This window comes from Burkholderia sp. HMSC10F09 (assembly GCF_001806955.1).
Taxonomy (GTDB): Bacteria; Pseudomonadota; Gammaproteobacteria; order Burkholderiales; family Burkholderiaceae; genus Burkholderia; species Burkholderia multivorans.
This window is the reverse complement of record NZ_KV786504.1, coordinates 1-16,991: the sequence shown is the minus strand read 5'-3', so window position 1 is coordinate 16,991 and position 16,991 is coordinate 1. Positions and strand designations below refer to the sequence as shown.

19 protein-coding genes are annotated in these 16,991 nt (G+C 67.0%); 8 read left to right on the top strand and 11 right to left on the bottom strand.

Translation table 11 applies throughout. From position 1 onward, the window contains the following. The first annotated feature begins 9 nt into the window (after positions 1–9). From eutB to HMPREF3115_RS01175, 7 genes are all read left to right on the top strand, one after another. Positions 10–981, top strand: coding sequence for a hydroxyectoine utilization dehydratase EutB (eutB, locus tag HMPREF3115_RS01205; protein WP_006405504.1), 972 nt, complete (start codon positions 10–12; stop codon positions 979–981). 1 nt (position 982) lies between these two features. Next, a complete protein-coding gene (locus HMPREF3115_RS01200; RefSeq protein ID WP_070553248.1) occupies positions 983–1,987 on the top strand; it encodes a cyclodeaminase in 1,005 nt (334 codons plus the stop codon). 10 nt (positions 1,988–1,997) lie between these two features. After that, positions 1,998–3,206: an ectoine hydrolase DoeA gene (doeA, locus tag HMPREF3115_RS01195; RefSeq protein ID WP_070553247.1), complete on the top strand. Its 1,209-nt coding sequence runs from the start codon at positions 1,998–2,000 to the stop codon at positions 3,204–3,206. A gap of 4 nt (positions 3,207–3,210) precedes the next feature. Next, entirely contained in the window at positions 3,211–4,251 is a 1,041-nt protein-coding gene (gene doeB, locus HMPREF3115_RS01190) for a N(2)-acetyl-L-2,4-diaminobutanoate deacetylase DoeB (RefSeq protein ID WP_006405502.1), read from the top strand. 12 nt (positions 4,252–4,263) lie between these two features. Next, complete coding sequence (locus tag HMPREF3115_RS01185; protein ID WP_006405501.1) at positions 4,264–4,734, top strand: Lrp/AsnC family transcriptional regulator; 471 nt, start codon at positions 4,264–4,266, stop codon at positions 4,732–4,734. 123 nt (positions 4,735–4,857) lie between these two features. Continuing rightward, positions 4,858–6,336: an NAD-dependent succinate-semialdehyde dehydrogenase gene (locus HMPREF3115_RS01180; protein ID WP_053299139.1), complete on the top strand. Its 1,479-nt coding sequence runs from the start codon at positions 4,858–4,860 to the stop codon at positions 6,334–6,336. Positions 6,337–6,355: 19 nt separating this feature from the next. Next, on the top strand, positions 6,356–7,750 hold the full coding sequence (locus tag HMPREF3115_RS01175; RefSeq protein ID WP_070553246.1) for an aspartate aminotransferase family protein: 1,395 nt from the start codon (positions 6,356–6,358) through the stop codon (positions 7,748–7,750). A gap of 195 nt (positions 7,751–7,945) precedes the next feature. Here the strand turns inward: HMPREF3115_RS01175 and HMPREF3115_RS01170 are convergent, their stop codons facing one another. From HMPREF3115_RS01170 to HMPREF3115_RS01130, 9 genes are all read right to left on the bottom strand, one after another. Continuing rightward, positions 7,946–8,878 carry an MBL fold metallo-hydrolase gene (locus tag HMPREF3115_RS01170; RefSeq protein WP_070553245.1) on the bottom strand — a complete coding sequence of 311 codons (933 nt, stop codon included), beginning with the start codon at positions 8,876–8,878 and terminating at the stop codon, positions 7,946–7,948. 219 nt (positions 8,879–9,097) lie between these two features. Beyond that, the gene (locus HMPREF3115_RS01165; protein WP_053299137.1) at positions 9,098–9,280 is read right to left on the bottom strand and encodes a hypothetical protein; all 183 of its coding nucleotides are present in this window, start codon (positions 9,278–9,280) and stop codon (positions 9,098–9,100) included. 118 nt (positions 9,281–9,398) lie between these two features. After that, on the bottom strand, positions 9,399–10,151 hold the full coding sequence (locus HMPREF3115_RS01160; protein ID WP_035488506.1) for an SDR family NAD(P)-dependent oxidoreductase: 753 nt from the start codon (positions 10,149–10,151) through the stop codon (positions 9,399–9,401). An 85-nt stretch (positions 10,152–10,236) separates the two neighbouring features. Further along, positions 10,237–10,752 (bottom strand): Ohr family peroxiredoxin, encoded by a 516-nt coding sequence (locus tag HMPREF3115_RS01155; protein WP_006405494.1) that lies wholly within the window; start codon positions 10,750–10,752, stop codon positions 10,237–10,239. A 25-nt stretch (positions 10,753–10,777) separates the two neighbouring features. After that, on the bottom strand, positions 10,778–11,533 hold the full coding sequence (locus tag HMPREF3115_RS01150) for an SDR family oxidoreductase (RefSeq protein ID WP_069221540.1): 756 nt from the start codon (positions 11,531–11,533) through the stop codon (positions 10,778–10,780). 205 nt (positions 11,534–11,738) lie between these two features. Further along, positions 11,739–12,746: a LysR family transcriptional regulator gene (locus HMPREF3115_RS01145; RefSeq protein ID WP_070553244.1), complete on the bottom strand. Its 1,008-nt coding sequence runs from the start codon at positions 12,744–12,746 to the stop codon at positions 11,739–11,741. Positions 12,747–12,853: 107 nt separating this feature from the next. Beyond that, positions 12,854–13,255, bottom strand: coding sequence for a cupin domain-containing protein (locus HMPREF3115_RS01140; protein ID WP_053299133.1), 402 nt, complete (start codon positions 13,253–13,255; stop codon positions 12,854–12,856). A 76-nt stretch (positions 13,256–13,331) separates the two neighbouring features. Continuing rightward, positions 13,332–13,811: a carboxymuconolactone decarboxylase family protein gene (locus HMPREF3115_RS01135; protein WP_006399314.1), complete on the bottom strand. Its 480-nt coding sequence runs from the start codon at positions 13,809–13,811 to the stop codon at positions 13,332–13,334. Between the two features lie 188 nt (positions 13,812–13,999). Then, positions 14,000–14,884, bottom strand: coding sequence for an RNA polymerase sigma-70 factor (locus HMPREF3115_RS01130; protein ID WP_070553243.1), 885 nt, complete (start codon positions 14,882–14,884; stop codon positions 14,000–14,002). A 64-nt stretch (positions 14,885–14,948) separates the two neighbouring features. On the opposite strand from HMPREF3115_RS01130, the gene HMPREF3115_RS31840 reads away from it, so the two are divergent. Beyond that, positions 14,949–15,224, top strand: coding sequence for a hypothetical protein (locus HMPREF3115_RS31840; protein WP_125902313.1), 276 nt, complete (start codon positions 14,949–14,951; stop codon positions 15,222–15,224). 66 nt (positions 15,225–15,290) lie between these two features. Here HMPREF3115_RS31840 and HMPREF3115_RS01125 read toward each other — a convergent pair whose 3' ends face one another. Both HMPREF3115_RS01125 and HMPREF3115_RS28375 read right to left on the bottom strand, forming a co-directional pair. Beyond that, positions 15,291–16,673, bottom strand: a complete 1,383-nt coding sequence (locus tag HMPREF3115_RS01125; protein ID WP_035956917.1) for an MFS transporter — start codon at positions 16,671–16,673, stop codon at positions 15,291–15,293. A 170-nt stretch (positions 16,674–16,843) separates the two neighbouring features. After that, a partial coding sequence (locus HMPREF3115_RS28375) for a DAK2 domain-containing protein (RefSeq protein WP_141751614.1) occupies positions 16,844–16,991 on the bottom strand: 148 nt, incomplete at its 5' end.

Here is a 16,991-nt window from a genome sequence, read left to right as displayed (position 1 = left end):
GTGCGTTCCATGTCCTTCCTGTCGCTGTCCGACGTCTACCGCGCGCGCCAACGCATCGCCGGGCGCACGTGCGTCACACCGCTCGTCGCTTCCGCTGCGCTGTCGGCGCGCGCCGGCGTCCCCGTCCACCTGAAGCTCGAAACGCTGCAGCCGACGGGCAGCTTCAAGATTCGCGGCGCGACCAATGTGCTCGCGGAACTCGCGGCGCAGCGCGTGACGCGCGTCGTTACCGCATCGACCGGCAATCATGGGCGCGCGGTCGCTCATGCGGCACGCGCGCTCGGCCTTGAAGCGGCCGTCTGCATGTCGTCGCTCGTGCCGGCGAACAAGGTCGATGCGGTAGCCGCGCTCGGCGCGCGCGTCGCGATCGTCGGCGCCAGCCAGGACGACGCGCAGGCGGAGGCGCGACGCCTCGCACGCGACGAAGGCTATGCGTACGTGCCGCCGTTCGACGATCCGCGCATCATCGCGGGCCAGGCGACGATCGGCGTCGAGATTCTCGAAGCGCTGCCCGATGCAGGCACGCTGATCGTCCCGCTGTCCGGCGGCGGGCTGTTCAGCGGCGTCGCATTTGCCGCGAAAGCGATCCGGCCGTCGATTGCGGTGATCGGCGTGTCGATGGCGCGCGGCGCAGCCATGCATGCGAGCCTCGCTGCCGGTCGTCCCGTCGACGTCGAAGAACAGCCGACGCTCGCCGATTCGCTCGGCGGCGGCATCGGTCTCGACAACCGCTACACGTTCGACCTCACGCGCGCGCTGGCCGACGACGTCGTGCTGCTCGACGAGCGCTCGATCGCACGCGGCATCGCGCACGCCTATCGCGAAGAGCGGCTCGTCGTCGAAGGCGCGGGCGCGGTCGGCATCGCCGCGCTGCTCGACGAAGCCGTTCCGCGCAGCCGGCGCGACGGGCCCATCGTGGTCGTCGTGAGCGGCGCGAACATCGACATGGCCGCGCATCGCCGGCTGATTGCGGAGAACTGATATGGCGCATCCCATCACGCTGCTCGGCCAGGCGCAACTGCACACGCTGGTGCCGCTCGATCTCGACGCGATCGGTCAGGTCGAAGCCGCGTTTGTGTCGCTCGCGACGGAGCCCGTCGCGATGCCGCCGATCCTCAATCTCGCGCTGCCGGCACGTCACGGCGAAGTCGATGTGAAAACCGCCTACTTGCCGCGCTTCGACAGCTTCGCGATCAAGATCAGCCCCGGCTTCTTCGACAACCCGTCGCTCGGCCTGCCGAGCCTGAACGGGCTGATGCTCGTGCTGTCCGCGCGTACCGGCCTGACCGAGGCCGTGCTGCTCGACAACGGTTATCTGACCGCCGTGCGCACCGCCGCCGCGGGCGCGGTCGCCGCGCGTCATCTCGCGCGGGCCGATGCGCGGCGCGTGGCCGTGATCGGCGCCGGCGAACAGGCGCGGCTGCAGCTCGACGCATTGCGGCTCGTGCGCGACGTCGCGCATGTGACGGTCTGGGCGCGCGATGCCGCACGCGCGGCGCAATTTGCTGCCGACGTGCGCAGCGCGCACGGGATCGAGGCGACCGTCGCGCGATCGGTGCATGCGGCGCTCGCCGATGCCGACATCGCGGTCACCACGACGCCGAGCCGCGAGCCGCTCGTGAATGCCGAGGATCTGCATCCGGGGCTGCACGTGACTGCGATGGGCTCCGATGCCGAATACAAGACCGAACTCGCGCCGTCGGTATTCGCGGCCGCGCGCTACGTCTGCGACCGCTTGCAGCAGACCCGTGTGGTGGGCGAGCTGCGACATGCGATCGCGGCCGGCGCCGTCGCGGCCGACGCGGTCTTTCCCGAACTCGGCGAAGTGATTGCCGGCCGTTGCGCCGGCCGCACGCATCGCGACGAGATCACGATCTGCGACCTGACCGGAACCGGCGCGCAGGACACTGCCATTGCCGTTCTCGCGCTGCAGCGCGCCCGCGCCGCGGGCGCCGGAACGATTTTTCACAACGACCTCACGACCTGAGAGGAGACAGATGTCTGCAGTCATCGAAACCTACGAAGCCGCGCCGCGTCTTGCGTTCGCGCGCAGCGAATACGCTGCGCGCATCGCGAAGACGCGCGCGGCGATGCAGCGGGCCGGCATCGACTTGCTGATCGTCACGGACCCGACCAACATGGGCTGGCTGACCGGCTATGACGGCTGGTCGTTCTACGTACACCAGTGCGTGCTGCTGCCGATGGACGGCGAACCCGTCTGGTTCGGCCGCGGCCAGGACGCGAACGGCGCGAAGCGCACCGTGTTCATGGCGCACGACGACATCGTCGGCTATCCCGATCATTACGTGCAGTCGCCGGATCGCCACCCGATGGACTATCTGTCGACCGAAGTAATTGCGGCGCGCGGCTGGGGCGCATTGCGCATCGGCGTCGAACTCGACAACTACTACTTCAGCGCGGCCGCGTACGCGTCGCTGCAGAAGCACCTGCCCGCCGCGCGCTGGGTCGACGCGACGGCACTCGTGAACTGGCAGCGCGCGGTGAAGTCGCCGCGCGAGATCGAATACATGCGCGTGGCCGCGCGCATCGTCGAACGGATGCATGCGCATATCGTCGAAACGATCGAGCCGGGCATGAAGAAGAGCGATCTCGTCGCGCAGATCTACGCGACCGGCATCGGCGGCGCCGACGGCTTCGGCGGCGACTATCCGGCGATCGTGCCGCTGCTGCCGACCGGCGCCGACGCAGCCGCGCCGCATCTGACCTGGGACGACACGACGTTCGAGCGCGGCGCCGGCACGTTCTTCGAGATCGCCGGCTGCTACCGCCGCTATCACTGTCCGCTGTCGCGCACGGTCTATCTCGGCAAGCCGCCGGCGCACTTCATCGAGGCCGAGCGCGCGGTGGTCGAAGGGATCGAGGCCGGGCTCGCGGCCGCGAAGCCGGGCAACGTCTGCGAGGACATCGCCAACGCGTTCTTCGCGGTGCTGCGCCGCGCGGGCATCGAGAAGGACAGCCGCTGCGGCTATCCGATCGGCGCGAGCTATCCGCCGGACTGGGGCGAGCGCACGATGAGCCTGCGACCGGGCGACCGCACGGTGCTCGAACCGGGCATGACGTTCCACTTCATGCCGGGGCTGTGGCTCGACGACTGGGGGCTCGAGATCACCGAAAGCATCCTGATCACCGAAACCGGTGTCGAGACGTTCTGCAACACGCCGCGCAAGCTGTTCGTGAAGGAGTAGACCGATGCGTGCTTCACCGATTGTGCCGACCGTCGACTTCGACGCGGACGGCGAACAGCACGGCTTCCTCAAGCTGCCGTACTCGCGCGACGACTCCGCTTGGGGCGCGGTGATGATTCCGGTGACCGTCGTGAAGCGCGGCGACGGGCCGACCGTGCTGCTGACGGGCGGCAATCACGGCGACGAGTACGAAGGACCGGTCGCGCTCGCGAAGCTCGCCGGTTCGCTGAAGGCGTCCGACGTGACGGGCCGCGTGATCATCGTGCCGTTCATGAACTATCCGGCGTTTCGTGCCGGGCGCCGTACGTCGCCGATCGATGCGGGCAACCTGAACCGCAGTTTTCCCGGGCGGCCCGACGGCACCGTGACCGAGAAGATCGCCGATTACTTCCAGCGGCACCTCTTGCCGCTCGCGACGCACGTGCTCGACATCCACGCGGGCGGGCGCACGCTCGACTTCGTGCCGTTCGCGGCGATTCACGTGCTCGACGATCGCGAGCAGGAAGCGCGCTGCGAGCGTGCGATGCGCGCGTTCGGCGCGCCGTATTCGATGCGCATGCTCGAACTCGACAGCGTCGGCCTGTACGACACGGCGGCCGAAGCGGCCGGCAAGGTGTTCGTGTCGACCGAACTCGGCGGCGGCGGCACGTCGACCGCGGCGAGCGTCGCGATCGCCGAGCGCGGCGTGCGCGGATTTCTCGCGCATGCCGGCGTGCTGGCGACGCATCCGAACGAAGACGGCGGCGTCGCGCGCACGGCGCCGCGTACGACGACGCTGCTCGACATGCCCGACGGCGCGTGCTTCACGACGAGCGAGCATCGCGGGCTGCTCGAGATGTGTTGCGATCTCGGCAGCGAAGTGGAGGCCGGCGACGTGCTCGCGCGCGTGCACGACATCGACCGCACCGGCGTCGCACCGGTCGAATACGTCGCAAAGCGACGCGGGCTGCTGGCCGCGCGGCATTTCCCGGGCCTCGTGCAGGCCGGCGACACGATCGCGGTGGTCGCCGACATCGTCGAGCGCAACATTCCGGTCGCCGCATAGGATGCGCACGCCGTGATCAAGCTCGACCGATACGATCTCGCGATCCTGCGCATTCTCGAACGTGACGGGCGCATCACGAAATCGAAGCTCGCGGAAGCCGTGAACCTGTCGATCTCGCCCGCGTGGGAGCGCGTGCGCAAGCTCGAGGAAAGCGGCGTGATTCGCGGCTACCGGGCCGACGTCGACTGGGTCGGTGCGTTCTCGGGCAGCCGCATCGTCGTCGAGGTGACGCTGTCGCGTCATACCGCGCCCGACATGCGGCGTTTCGAGGAACGCGTGAGCGCGGCGCCCGAGGTTGCGCAATGCTACGCGACGGGCGGCGGCGTCGACTACGTGCTGCAGGTGGTCGCGCGCGACATCGATCACTACCAGCGCTTCATCGATGCGCTGCTGATGGAAGACCTCGGCATCGAGCGCTACTTCACGTACATCGTGACGAAGGTCGTGAAGTGCGAATCCGGCGGCGCGCCGGACTGGCAATGAAAACTTCGCGCCGGCGCGCGGCAATACCGAAAAAACCGCAAGCGCCAGCCGCATAAACCGAAATTTCCGGAGCCGGCGGCACGACAGAATGAAGCTCGTGCCCAACCAACGAGGAGACACAGCATGCTGCCCGGACACCCCGTTCTGTTCAAGTCGATGTGCTATGTCGACGGTCGCTGGATTCACAGCGACAGTGCCGCGACGGTCGCCGTCGTGAATCCGGCCGATCAGGCCGTCATCGGCCACGTGCCGATGCTCGAGCGTGCGCAGATCGTCGCGGCGATCGATGCCGCGCAGCGTGCCTACGAAACGTGGCGCTGGACGCCGCAGGCCGCGCGTAGTGCGGCGCTGCTGCGCTGGCACGCGTTGATCCTGCGCCACCTCGACGACCTCGCCGCGCTGCTCTCGCTCGAGCAGGGCAAGCCGCTCGCCGAGGCGCGCGGCGAGATCCGCTATGCGGCAAGCTTCGTCGAATGGTTTGCGAACGAGGCGAAGCGCGTCGCAGGCCGCACGATACCGACGCATATCGACGGCGCGCAGCTCGGCACCGTGATGGAGCCGGTCGGCGTCGCCGCGTTGATCACGCCGTGGAACTTCCCGGCCGCGATGATCACGCGCAAGGCCGCAGCGGCGATCGCGGTCGGCTGTACGACCGTCGTGAAGCCCGCGCACGAGACGCCGTTCTCGGCGCTTGCCCTTGCGCAGCTGGCCGACGAAGCCGGCTTCCCGGCCGGCGTGTTCAACGTCGTGCTCGGCGAGCCGCAGATGGCGATGGAAACGCTGGTCGGCGATGCGCGCGTGCGGTCGGTGAGCTTCACCGGCTCGACGCGTGTCGGCCGCCTCGTGACCGAAACGGCCGCGCGTGCGGGCATCCGCAAGGTCGCGCTCGAACTCGGCGGCAACGCGCCGTTCATCGTGACCGAGGACGCCGATCTCGATCAGGCGGTGCGAATTGCGGTCGCTGCGAAGTTTCAGACGTCGGGGCAGGACTGCTGCGCGGCGAACCGGATCTTCGTCGCGCGCCCGCTCTACGACGCATTCGTCACGCACTATGCGGATGCCGTGCGCGAACTGAAGACCGGACCGGCGTTCGAGCCGGACGTCGATGTCGGGCCGCTGATGCATCAGGCGGCATTCGACGCCACGGTCGCGCGTGTCGACGACGCGCGTGCGCGCGGCGCGCGCATCGTGGCCGGCGGTCGCCCGCATGCGCTCGGCGGCTGGTTCTACGAACCGACGGTGATCGCGGACGCCGCGCCCGGCATGCGCGTCTACGACGAGGAAAACTTCGCGCCGATCTCGGCCGTATGCGCATTCGACACGCTCGATGAAGTCGTCGCGAAGGCGAACGACACTGAGTACGGGCTCGCCGCGTATGTGTGCGCGACGCGCATCGACACGATTTTCCAGCTCGTGCGCCGGCTCGATTTCGCGATGGTGTCGGTCAACGGCGTGAAATTCACCGGTGCGCCGATTCCGTTCGGCGGCATGAAGGCGTCGGGCCTCGGCCGCGAAGGCGGCATCGAAGGCTTCGAACCGTTCACCGAAACCAAGTACTTCTGTCTCGGCAACCTCGGCCTGCCCGTCGCGGCGGCGGCCTGATCATTCAAAGGAGTTCATCATGACGCAATCCATCGACGCGCTGCTGCGCGAGGACCGTGCCCACTTCATGCATCCGTCGACGCACGCGTACGACCACGAAACCGGCGCGCTGCCCGGCAAGATCGTGCGCGGCGGCCAGGGCATTCGCATCGAGGACCATCAGGGCAAGCGCTATATCGACGCGTTCGCCGGCCTGTACTGCGTGAACATCGGCTACGGCCGCACGGAAGTGGCCGACGCAATGTACGAGCAGGCGAAGCAGCTCGCGTACTACCACACGTATGTCGGGCACTCGTCCGACGCGATCATCGAACTTTCGTCGCGCATCATCGACTGGGCGCCGGCCGGCATGAAGAAGGTCTATTACGGGATGTCGGGTTCCGATGCGAACGAGACGCAGGTCAAGATCGTCTGGTACTACAACAACGTGCTCGGCCGTCCGAACAAGAAGAAGATCATCTCGCGCGAACGCGGCTATCACGGTTCGGGCATCGTGACGGGCAGCCTCACGGGCCTGCCGAGCTTCCATCAGCATTTCGACCTGCCGATCGACCGCGTGAAGCACACCGTTTGTCCGCACTGGTACCGGAAGGCGCCGGTCGGGATGAGCGAAACGCAGTTCGTCGCGTACTGCGTGGACGAGCTCGAGAAGCTGATCGCGCGAGAGGGCGCCGAAACGATCGCCGCGTTCATCGCGGAACCGGTGATGGGCACGGGCGGCATCATCGAACCGCCGGCCGGCTACTGGCCGGCGATTCAAGCGGTGCTGCGCAAGCACGACATTCTGTTGATCTCGGACGAGGTCGTCTGCGGGTTCGGGCGCCTCGGCTCGAAGATGGGCGCGCAGCACTTCGGCATCGAGCCGGATCTGATCACCGTCGCGAAGGGGCTGACGAGTGCCTATGCGCCGCTGTCGGGCGTGATCGTCGGCGAGAAGGTGTGGGACGTGATCGCGCGCGGCTCGCAGGAGCACGGGCCGATGGGCCACGGCTGGACGTATTCGGGGCATCCGGTCTGCGCGGCCGCCGCGCTCGCGAACCTCGCGATTCTCGAACGCGAAAACCTCGTCGGCAATGCGGCCGAAGTCGGCGCGTATTTTGGCGCGAAGCTGCGCGACGCGTTCGGTGCGCATCCGCTCGTCGGCGAAGTGCGCAGTGTCGGGATGCTCGCGGCGCTCGAGTTCATGGCCGACAAGGACGCGCGTACGCCGTTCGATCCCGCGCTGAAGATCGGCGCGCAGGTGTCGGCCGCCGCGTTGCAGCGCGGTGTAATCGCGCGCGCGATGCCGCACGGCGACATTCTCGGTTTCGCGCCGCCGCTCGTGATGACGCGTGCGGAGGCCGACGAGATCGTCGCGATCGTGCGGGAAGCCGTCGACGAGGTCGCGGAGCGGAATCTCGCCGTGGCGGGGTAAGCGCGCGATTCGGCTGTGCGCGTTCTCGCTGCGGCAGCGCATAACGGGTGCCGTCGTACGAAAGTACGGCGGCGTTTTTTTTGCGAGTCTCGAAACGCTGCCTGCCGGGGAAGCGCCGCGAATCTCGTGAACGCGCGGCGACCTTTCACCAATTGTCAGTGCAACGTCGCCGGACGCACGATACGCGGGAATCGATCAGTAATCCCACGTCACGGGCACGAAACGAAAGCGATCGCCGTTCTTTGCGATGTGGCCGATGGACGGGAACGCGACATGGGCCGCGGCCAGCATCGCGCCCGTCTCGGCGGCTTCGCGCAGCAGCGCGATCCGCACGTCCACCGACGCTTCGGGATCATGCTCGAAGCCGTTCTGCCAATCGGGATGGTCGAAGTTGACTTCAAAAATCGCATCGCCGACGAAGGTCAGTTTCTCGCCTTTCGATGCGACATCGACGACACAGTGCCCCGGCGTGTGCCCTCCCGTCACGCGCGCCGATACGCTCGCCGCGATGTCGACGCGCTGATCGAACGGCACGATGTTTTCGCGGTAGCGTTCCACAAACTTCGCGGCGGCCTTGCGGAGCGCCGGAGGAACGGTCTCGGGCATCACCGTCTTGCTGAAGTCCGGATCCTTCCAGAACGCGACTTCCTTCGCCGACACGTGAATGCGCACGTCCGGGCGCAGCCGCGCCTTCACACCATCGACATTCAGGCCGCCGACGTGGTCCATGTGCATATGCGTGATCACGATATCGGTAATCGCGGCCAGGTCGATGCCGGCCGACTCCAGGCGCATCATCGACCGACCGGCGCGCGTGAAGTATTCGAAACCGTCGCCGACGCCCGAGTCGATCAAGATCAGGCGTTCGCCACTGCGCACGAGCGCGATATTCAACGCCCAGTCGAACATGTCGCGTTGCAGGAAGCGACCGTCGAACCATGCGTTGCGGTCCGCTTCGCTCACGTTGGTGGACATGGTGGAGGTCGGCAGCGGCAGAACGCCGTCGCTGATCAGCACGACATCGACGTCGCCGACGCGCACGGCGTAGCGGGAAGGCACGAGCTCGCCCGAACCGCCTCTGCCGAGATTGTCGGTGACGGGTCGCACATTGTGAATGGTTGCGCTCATATTCAATAGTCCTGTTGATTGAGTGGAGTCATTCGCACCGGGCAGCGCGGTTCACGAGCACGAGTGCGAAGCGTTTGCGCTTCCTTTTTGCTCGTATTCGACCGGGCATGCGAAGCATTCTAGTGAGCGGAGGCGAACGCCAGTAGCGTCGCGAATGCCCACACGATGTTGTTCTAAAGACAACAAGCCACGATGGCGAACGTTGTTCTTGGGCACGCGTTAGAGAACGATGCACGCGTCAGGCTCCCCGTCGGAGGCGTGACGGGTTTCGCCGAGCATATCCAGCAGTTCACGTTCGATCTGACGGCAGATCGGCACCGAGCCGCACGCGATCAACGCGTAAAGTTGCCGTCTCGACCAGTAGATGAACTCGGGCAGCGTGTACGCTTTTCGTAGGTGCATGGTGTACGCCTCGCTGCGGGGAAACCATCGGGCGAGCCGAGATTCAGATTGTCAGCCGTGCCATACGGAATCTGAACGGCACTGCATCCGACGCGCGATCGGCGGAAACAACCGCCGCTCACGTGGCGTCGAGCCCGCCGTCGACCGTCACGACCTGGCCCGTCATCCATGCCGCCTGCGGTGAGGCCATTGCGACGATCCAGGCCGCGACGTCCTCGGGCTCGCCGCGCCGGCCGAGCGGGATGCGCTCGCGCTCTTGTGCTTTGATCGCATCGACCTGGGCGGTCGACAGGCTCATCCGCTCCGACAGGAATTCCGTTTCGGTCGGGCCGGCCGCCACCGCGTTGACGCGTACGCCGGCCGGTGCGAGTTCCAGCGCCCAGCAGCGCGTCATATGTTCGAGCGCCGCCTTGCTGGCCGCGTAGTGCGACAGCAGCGCCGCAGCCTTGTGCCCGTACGTGCTCGACACATTGACGATGCTGCCTCGCACGCGGGTCAGATGCGGCAGCGCAGCGCTCGCCAGCAACGATGGCCCGAGCGTGTTGACGGCGAAGATCGCGCTGATCGCTTCGAAGCTGGCCGACGAGAGCGGGAGGATGGCGCCGGCACCCGCGTTGTTGACGAGCACGTCGAGCCGTCCGCAGCGCGCGATCACGGCATCCACGGTGCGAGCCGCATCGGCCGCATTGCCGGCGTCCGCGACGACGTAACTGACGCCGGGCACGCTTTGCGCGATGGCGGCCAGCGCGGCCTCGCGGCGCCCCGTGATGACGACGTGCGCGCCTTCGCGCGCGAACGCGACGGCGGCCGCGAGCCCGATGCCGGCGCCACCGCCGGTGATCAGTACGACTTGCTTGTCGAATGACGGCATGAGTCCCTCATGGAAACGAAGGTGAACGTGGCGCGACGCAGACTTCCGGCACGGAAGAGCATCGCGCGAGAATGACGACACGCGCTCAGTCTTCGCGCGAATCGTCGGCGGACGCGAGGGCCACGACCTGGGTGATGCCGTCGTGCGCCATCTTGGTGTACGGGCAGAAGCGCTCGGTATTTCGAACGAGTTCTTCCGCGACCGCGCGCTCGACGCCCGGCAACCGAACCCGGATATTGGCGTTCAGCATGAACAGACCGTCCATCGGATCGCGGCAGAAGTCGATCGACGCCGACACCGACGCGCTGTCCATCGGTACGGCCGCCTGCGCGGCCAGCAGGCTCAGCGCGCCGTGAAAGCACGCGGCATAGCTCGCGGCAAACAACTGTTCCGGGTTGGGTCCGTCGCCGGGGCCGCCAAGCGCGGGCGGCAGACGCAACGCCAGCTCGAGCTGACCGTCGTCCGAGCGGGCGATGCCCGATGCGCGGCCATGCGCCGCGGCGCCGCCCGTCACGGTCACCGTGGCCGAATACAGCGTCTGGGGCTCGCGTCCGCGATACTTGTCGAGCAGCGATAGCGGCGGTGGGCGCAACGGAGTCATGGCACGCGCGATCGTCGGTATTCGCTCAGCTTGCCGCGCGGTTCTGCGCGAACCATGCGTCGAACGTGGTGGCGCCGAGATGCGCGGCGGGCCCCGGCACGAGCGTATCGTCCTGCACCGTCGCGCCGAAGTAGCCAGCCGCCGGGTCGCGGATCACCGTGCGTGCGTCGTGCGTGACGGACAGAAAGTGCTGAACGAGGTCGGCGATCGCCACGCGGTCCGGACCGCCGATTTCGACGATGCCGTTCAGCGGTGCACCGAGCGTGAAATTGGTGACGGCCGAGGCGACGTCGTCCGACGCGATCGGCTGGAAGTGGGCGGTCGTCAGCCGGATCCGTTCGCCGTCGGTACCCGATTGAGCGATCGCGCCGAGGAACTCGAAGAACTGTGTCGAGCGCACGATAGTAAACGGTATGCCCGACTCCCGGATCAGGTTCTCCTGGATGATCTTGCCGCGAAAGTACGGGCTTTGATGGAGACGATCGGTTCCGACCACCGACAACGCGACGTGATGGCGCACGCCGGCCGCGTGCTCGGCTTCGAACAGATTGCGCCCGGACACCTCGAAGAAGGCCTTCACGGCCGCCTCCTCGAACGACGGCGCGTTCGCGAGATCGACCACCACGTCCGCACCCGCCAGCGCGTCGCGCAGTCCTTCGCCGGTGATCGTATTGACGCCCGTCGCAGGCGCCGCCGCGACGGCTTCGTGGCCGCGCGCGCCGAGATACTTGACGACCTTTCTGCCGATGAGCCCGGTCCCACCAATGACGACGATCTTCACGAATGTTCTCCTTGAACGAGCGTGCGCGTCGCGCGCCGCTGCGTGTTACCGAATCCGGCGTGCGTCGCGTGGTCGCGACGACGCCTGTCTGTTGCCGAACGGCGTACGCATCGAATTGCGCGCCGTTCGAACAGTGCGCATGGTAGGCACGGACCGTTCGGCCCGGTAGCGCACCACAGGCCCCTACAGTGTTGTCGCGCATGCATCAATCGACCGCCTCGAACGTCGTCGTCATCGTGGTCATCGTCGTCGGGCACTGCAGGTCGCGTGCGCGCGTCTGCTCGATCACGTAGTCGATAAATGCGCGGATGCGTGTCGGCAGGTGCTTTCGGCTCAGGTAGCACAGGTAATGGCCGCCATCGTCCGGCGCATGCTGGCCGAGGCAGCTCACCAGCTGCCCGTCGGCCAGCAGGTCGCAAACCTGGTAGGCGGGCAGCTGGGCGATGCCGAGCCCGTCGAGCACGGCACGCACGACGAGATCCATGTCGTTGAACGTGTGATGCGCGGCGAGCTGCGCCTGCTGCGCGAGCCCGTCGACCTTGAATTCCCATTCCTTCACGCGGCCCGACGCGGTGCGCAGATTGATGCATCGATGTTGCGCGAGTTCGTTGACGTGGCGCGGCAAGCCGTATCGATGCGCGTATGCCGGCGACGCGCACACGATCATCTGCATCGGAATCAACTGGCGCGCGACGATCGCGCTGTCCTCCATGCGCCCGTCGCGAAACGCGACATCGATGCGATCCGCGGAGAAGTCGACCGGCCGGTCGTTGAGCAGCAGCTCGAGCGAGATGTCCGGGTACCGCGCGTGGAAGTCGCGCAGCAGCGGTGCGATGACCTTGCGGCCGAAGCCGGGCGTCGAGCCGATCCGCAGGTGGCCGCTGGGCGGGCCGCTGCGCAGTTCGCGCATGTCCTCGAGCGCCTGCGCGAGATGGTCGATGCCCGGGCGGCAGTTCTCGTAGAACAGTTCGCCCTCGCGCGTGAGCGACATGCTGCGCGTCGTGCGCTGGAACAGCCGCGTATCGAGCCGGTCCTCGAGCCGCTGCACGTGGCGGCTGACCGACGAGCGGCCGACGCCGAGGCGGTCGGCCGCGCGGGCGAAGCTCCCTTCGGTGACAACGGCAAGAAAGGTGACGACGCCCGCATAGCAGCTCGAGAAGCTGCGGGCAAACGGATCGTCGGCGTCAGTGCGGCGGATGGAGGTGTCGGACATGGGGGCGCGAAAGTCGTGGTTCCGTATTCGACAAGACGTTTCGGCTCCGCCGCCTGTGACACCGTCGGTCGATTTTTTTTTCGGGGAAGCGGGAGGTCATGTCCGGTTCACTTTTCCGGCACGAGCACGGGCGCACCCTTGTCCTTCAACAACAGCACGATGAACTTTGCGGATTGCGTCAGGCTCGCGTTGCGGCCGACCGTGTGCAGGTCGCCCGGCGCTTCGTAGAACGTCTGGCCCGGCTTCAGCGTGACGGACTGCCCGCCCTTCACCTGCATCACGATCGAGCCCTCGACGACGTACACGAATGCGTGCGCGTAGTGGCGGTGGACGGGATCGCCCGCGCCGGGCGGGTACTCGACCGAAATCATCTCGGCTTCCTTGCCCGGATAGTCGTCGAGCGGCTTCGTCATCAGCGGCGCGACAATCGCCGAGGGTGCCGCCTGCGCGCCGGCGGCCATCACGCCGCCCAAAAGCGCGAGCAGCAGCGCGTGTTTCATGCGGATCATCTGGGGATTCCTGTGAGCCGCCGGCCGCAGTCGGACGGCGGCGATAAAAGGATGGACGAAACGGCAGGCCCGAGGCTCAGGCGAGATTCGCCTTGTCGAGGCCGAAGGCCTTGTCCGACGAACCGGGCACGGTCCGGAACGCCACGTTCGCGCGGTTCCAGCCGTTGATGGCCATCACCTCGAACGTCAGATCCGACAATTCCTTTTCGGATAGCTGGCCGCGCACGCGGTCGTAGACGTCGTCCGGGACGCCGTGTTCACCGAGTTTCGTCAGCGCCTCGGTCCATGCGAGCGCCGCTCGCTCGCGCGGCGAGAAAAGCGTCGATTCGCGCCATGTCGCGAGATGGTGCACGCGCAGTTCGCGCTCGCCATGAAGGCGGGCCTCCTTTACGTGCATGTCGAGGCAAAAGGCACAGCCGTTCATCTGCGACGCCCGGATCGACACCAGGTCGCGGATCGATTCCTCGATCGTGCTGCTGCGCAGCAGGTTGCTGAGCTCGATAAATTTCTTGAACAGTTCAGGCGATTGCTGAACGTAGTTGAGACGCTGCGTCATGACGGCTCCTGGCGATGAAGAGGGGGATCACCCGCGCTGCGCGGGTGCCGCGAGCGGCAGTGAGCCGCGCGAAGTCATCTTAGGAGTGCGCCGCCGGGTGCGGAAGGTACGGGAAGGGACGCATCGTGTTGCGTCGGCTGCATCAATCGGCGCAGGGTGGCCCACGCCCGATCGCCGATCGTCCGCCGTCACGCGGCGGGGTGGACGGCCGCGATGCGCGCCAGTTTGTCCGGATTGCGCTGCACGAGGATCCGGACAATGCGCGTGCCGTCCGTCTCGAACGCCATTGCAGATTCAAGCTGTCCGACGATGAAGCGCAGCATGGCCCACTGACCGTTCAGCACCACCGGCCGCATCTCGACACCGCTGCCGTAGCGCAGCCACGCCGCGTAGAACAGCTGAGCGATACGCCGGCCGCCGAGCATCGGCTTCGGGAAGCTCTGCACCTTGCCGCCGCCGTCGCCGATCAGCATTGCATCTTCGGCGAGCAGCGCCTGGATCGACGGGAAGTCGCCTTGCGCGGCAGCTCGCGAGAACGTCTGCAGCAACTGGAGGTGCGTCGCGCGCGGGACGGCTCGGCCCGGCCGGCGCTCGTCGCGCAGTTGCGCCCGCGCCCGGCTGACCAGCTGTCGGCAGGCCGCTTCGGTCTTGCCGATCACCTTCGCGATTTGCTCGTAGTCGACGTCGAAGATTTCGTGGAGAAGGAAGGCCGCACGCGCCTCGGGCGTCAGTCGTTCGAGCAGCATCAGAAACGCGACCGATACGTCGTTCGCGCGCTCCGTCAATTCTTCCGGCGTCGCGAGCGGATCTCCGAGTTCCGGTTCCGGCAGCCAAATGCCGGGGTATTGCTCGCGCCGGCTCTTGGCCGTCCGCAGTCGGTCGATCGACAGCCGCGTCGTCACCGTGACAAGCCACGCCTCGGCGTTCTCGATCGCCTCGCCCGTCGCCTCGTGCCAGCGCAGCCACACGTCCTGCACGATGTCCTCGGCATCCGCGACGGAGCCGAGCATGCGGTACGCGATCTTCTGCAGGCGCGGGCGAAGCGCGTCGAAGGTCAGCGCGTCGTCATTCATGTGACACCTTGCAGTCGCATATGCGCCGACGCGTCGGCGCGCGAGCGGCGAGCCGATTCATCAAATGGACGTGAGCCTGCAACGGGAACGGCGAGCGCATGTCGGTGGACGGGCCAAGGATCCGGATCGGCCGCTGTCTGCGGCCAAATGCGAAGTGAAAAAGGAATTCGGTGCACGTCTTGCAGTCATGCCGACGGTGGCTTCTACCGAGGCATTTTCGGTCAAGGTAGAGAGCCTTCGTCGTGATGTGCAATGCGGGACTGGCCAAGTGTACAACGGGCTCGGAGGTCGCGGAGAGGGCGTTTGTTGTCACATCGATGCCGCCCGCGATGAACCCTGAAACGACGAACCCGGCCGCAGCCGGGTTCGGTTCATCGTCACCGACGCACGCTCGCGTCGCAGCACCTCAACGTGCCTGTCCCGGCACCGTATCGCCGCGCAACGAACATCCGCGCGTCTCGATCACGGCGACCAGCGCCACCAGACCGACCGCGCACGCGGCCATCATGTAATAGGCGGGAACCAGCGCATTGCCGGTTCGCGCGATCAGCCAGTCGTTGACGATCGGCGCGGTGCCGCCGAACAGCGACGTCGACACGTTGTAGGCGATCGCCATGCCCGCGTAGCGGACGTGCGTCGGGAACATCGCCGGAAACATCGCGGAAATCGTCGCGAGCTGCGGTACGTAGAGCACGCCGAGCACCGCGAAGCCGATGAACGCACCGAGCACGCCATGCGTCATCAACGTAAACATCGGCACGGCGGCGACGAACAGGCCGACGAGCGAGATCCACCACATCGTCTTGCGGCCGACGCGATCCGACAGCCAGCCCGCGAACGGCAGCAGCACCATCATCGCGAGCATCCCGATCAGCGGGATCAGCAGCGACATGTTCTCGCTGACGCCGAGCTCCTTGTGCATGTACGTCGGCATATAGGCGAGCAGCACGTAGTTGACGACGTTCAGCGCGACGACGAGCCCGCCGAGCAGCAGCAACGGCCGCGCATAGCGAACCAGCAGGCGGCCGATCGGCATCGCGGCCGGCGCGGCCTGTTCGCGGCGGTGCGCCTGCTCCTCGAGTTCGCGAAACACCGGCGTTTCTTCCAGACGCGAGCGCAAATAGAAGCCGACGAGACCGAGCGGCGCCGCGACGAGGAACGGCAGGCGCCAGCCCCAGGCATGCATCGCCGTGTCGCCGAGCAGCAGCGCGAAGCCGAGCATCAGTAGCGCGCCGAGCGAGAAGCCGGCCAGCGTCGCGAATTCGAGAAAGCTGCCGCACAGCCCGCGCCGCGAGTCGGGCGCGTATTCGGCGATGAAGGTCGCTGCGCCGCCGTATTCGCCGCCGGTCGAAAAACCCTGCACCATGCGCAGCAGGATCAGCGCGGCCGGGGCGAGCCAACCGGCCGTCGCGTAGGTCGGCAGGAGGCCGACGAGCAGCGTCGCGCCCGACATCGTGAGCACGGTCAGCGCAAGCACGCGCTTGCGGCCGAGCCGGTCGCCGAGCGGGCCCCAGAACAGGCCGCCGAGCGGGCGGATCAGGAACGAAATCGCAAACGTGCCGAGCGCGAACAGCGTCGCACTGGCCGTGTTGCCGGGAAACAGCGCAGCGGAAATATACGCGAGTCCGTACGCGTATATGCCGTAATCGAACCATTCGGTCGCGTTACCGAGCGCGGCGGCCGCGATCGCGACGCGCGGCAGGCTGTGCGGCTCGTCGCCGCGATGGGAAACCGTATCGTCCGGGACGGACGGCGCGGAGACGGAAGTCCACGATGGCACGTATCGCATAAGGGATCCTCGTTGGCAGCATGCGCCCGGGCGGGCGCCGACGAGGTTCAAAGTAATCCCGCCAATTTGCCATGCCCGATGTCATAGGACGATGTCGGGATTGGGGTTTTCCCCGTGCCGAAGACCCGCGCGGGCCGCTCGCCGGCGACCCGCGGCCATGACACGCCGCGTTATCGGACGTGCGGCAGCAGCGCGCGCAGCCAGTACGCGACGGCGACCGCGCCGCCGTCGGGCGTGCCGATCGCGCGTTCGCCGAGGTAGCTCGCACGGCCGGCGCGCGGCGTCATGCGCGCGGTGTCCTGCGCACCGCGTTCGGCG

Coding starts and splice junctions, on each gene's coding strand:
- doeB (WP_006405502.1), top strand. CDS start 3,211: ATGCGTGCTTCACCGATTGTGCCGACCGTCGACTTCGACGCGGACGGC.
- HMPREF3115_RS01145 (WP_070553244.1), bottom strand. CDS start 12,746: ATGTCCGACACCTCCATCCGCCGCACTGACGCCGACGATCCGTTTGCC.
- HMPREF3115_RS01200 (WP_070553248.1), top strand. CDS start 983: ATGGCGCATCCCATCACGCTGCTCGGCCAGGCGCAACTGCACACGCTG.
- HMPREF3115_RS01165 (WP_053299137.1), bottom strand. CDS start 9,280: ATGCACCTACGAAAAGCGTACACGCTGCCCGAGTTCATCTACTGGTCG.
- HMPREF3115_RS01160 (WP_035488506.1), bottom strand. CDS start 10,151: ATGCCGTCATTCGACAAGCAAGTCGTACTGATCACCGGCGGTGGCGCC.
- HMPREF3115_RS01125 (WP_035956917.1), bottom strand. CDS start 16,673: ATGCGATACGTGCCATCGTGGACTTCCGTCTCCGCGCCGTCCGTCCCG.
- HMPREF3115_RS01140 (WP_053299133.1), bottom strand. CDS start 13,255: ATGATCCGCATGAAACACGCGCTGCTGCTCGCGCTTTTGGGCGGCGTG.
- HMPREF3115_RS01155 (WP_006405494.1), bottom strand. CDS start 10,752: ATGACTCCGTTGCGCCCACCGCCGCTATCGCTGCTCGACAAGTATCGC.
- HMPREF3115_RS01170 (WP_070553245.1), bottom strand. CDS start 8,878: ATGAGCGCAACCATTCACAATGTGCGACCCGTCACCGACAATCTCGGC.
- HMPREF3115_RS31840 (WP_125902313.1), top strand. CDS start 14,949: ATGGACGTGAGCCTGCAACGGGAACGGCGAGCGCATGTCGGTGGACGG.
- eutB (WP_006405504.1), top strand. CDS start 10: ATGTCCTTCCTGTCGCTGTCCGACGTCTACCGCGCGCGCCAACGCATC.
- HMPREF3115_RS01130 (WP_070553243.1), bottom strand. CDS start 14,884: ATGAATGACGACGCGCTGACCTTCGACGCGCTTCGCCCGCGCCTGCAG.
- doeA (WP_070553247.1), top strand. CDS start 1,998: ATGTCTGCAGTCATCGAAACCTACGAAGCCGCGCCGCGTCTTGCGTTC.
- HMPREF3115_RS01135 (WP_006399314.1), bottom strand. CDS start 13,811: ATGACGCAGCGTCTCAACTACGTTCAGCAATCGCCTGAACTGTTCAAG.
- HMPREF3115_RS01180 (WP_053299139.1), top strand. CDS start 4,858: ATGCTGCCCGGACACCCCGTTCTGTTCAAGTCGATGTGCTATGTCGAC.
- HMPREF3115_RS01175 (WP_070553246.1), top strand. CDS start 6,356: ATGACGCAATCCATCGACGCGCTGCTGCGCGAGGACCGTGCCCACTTC.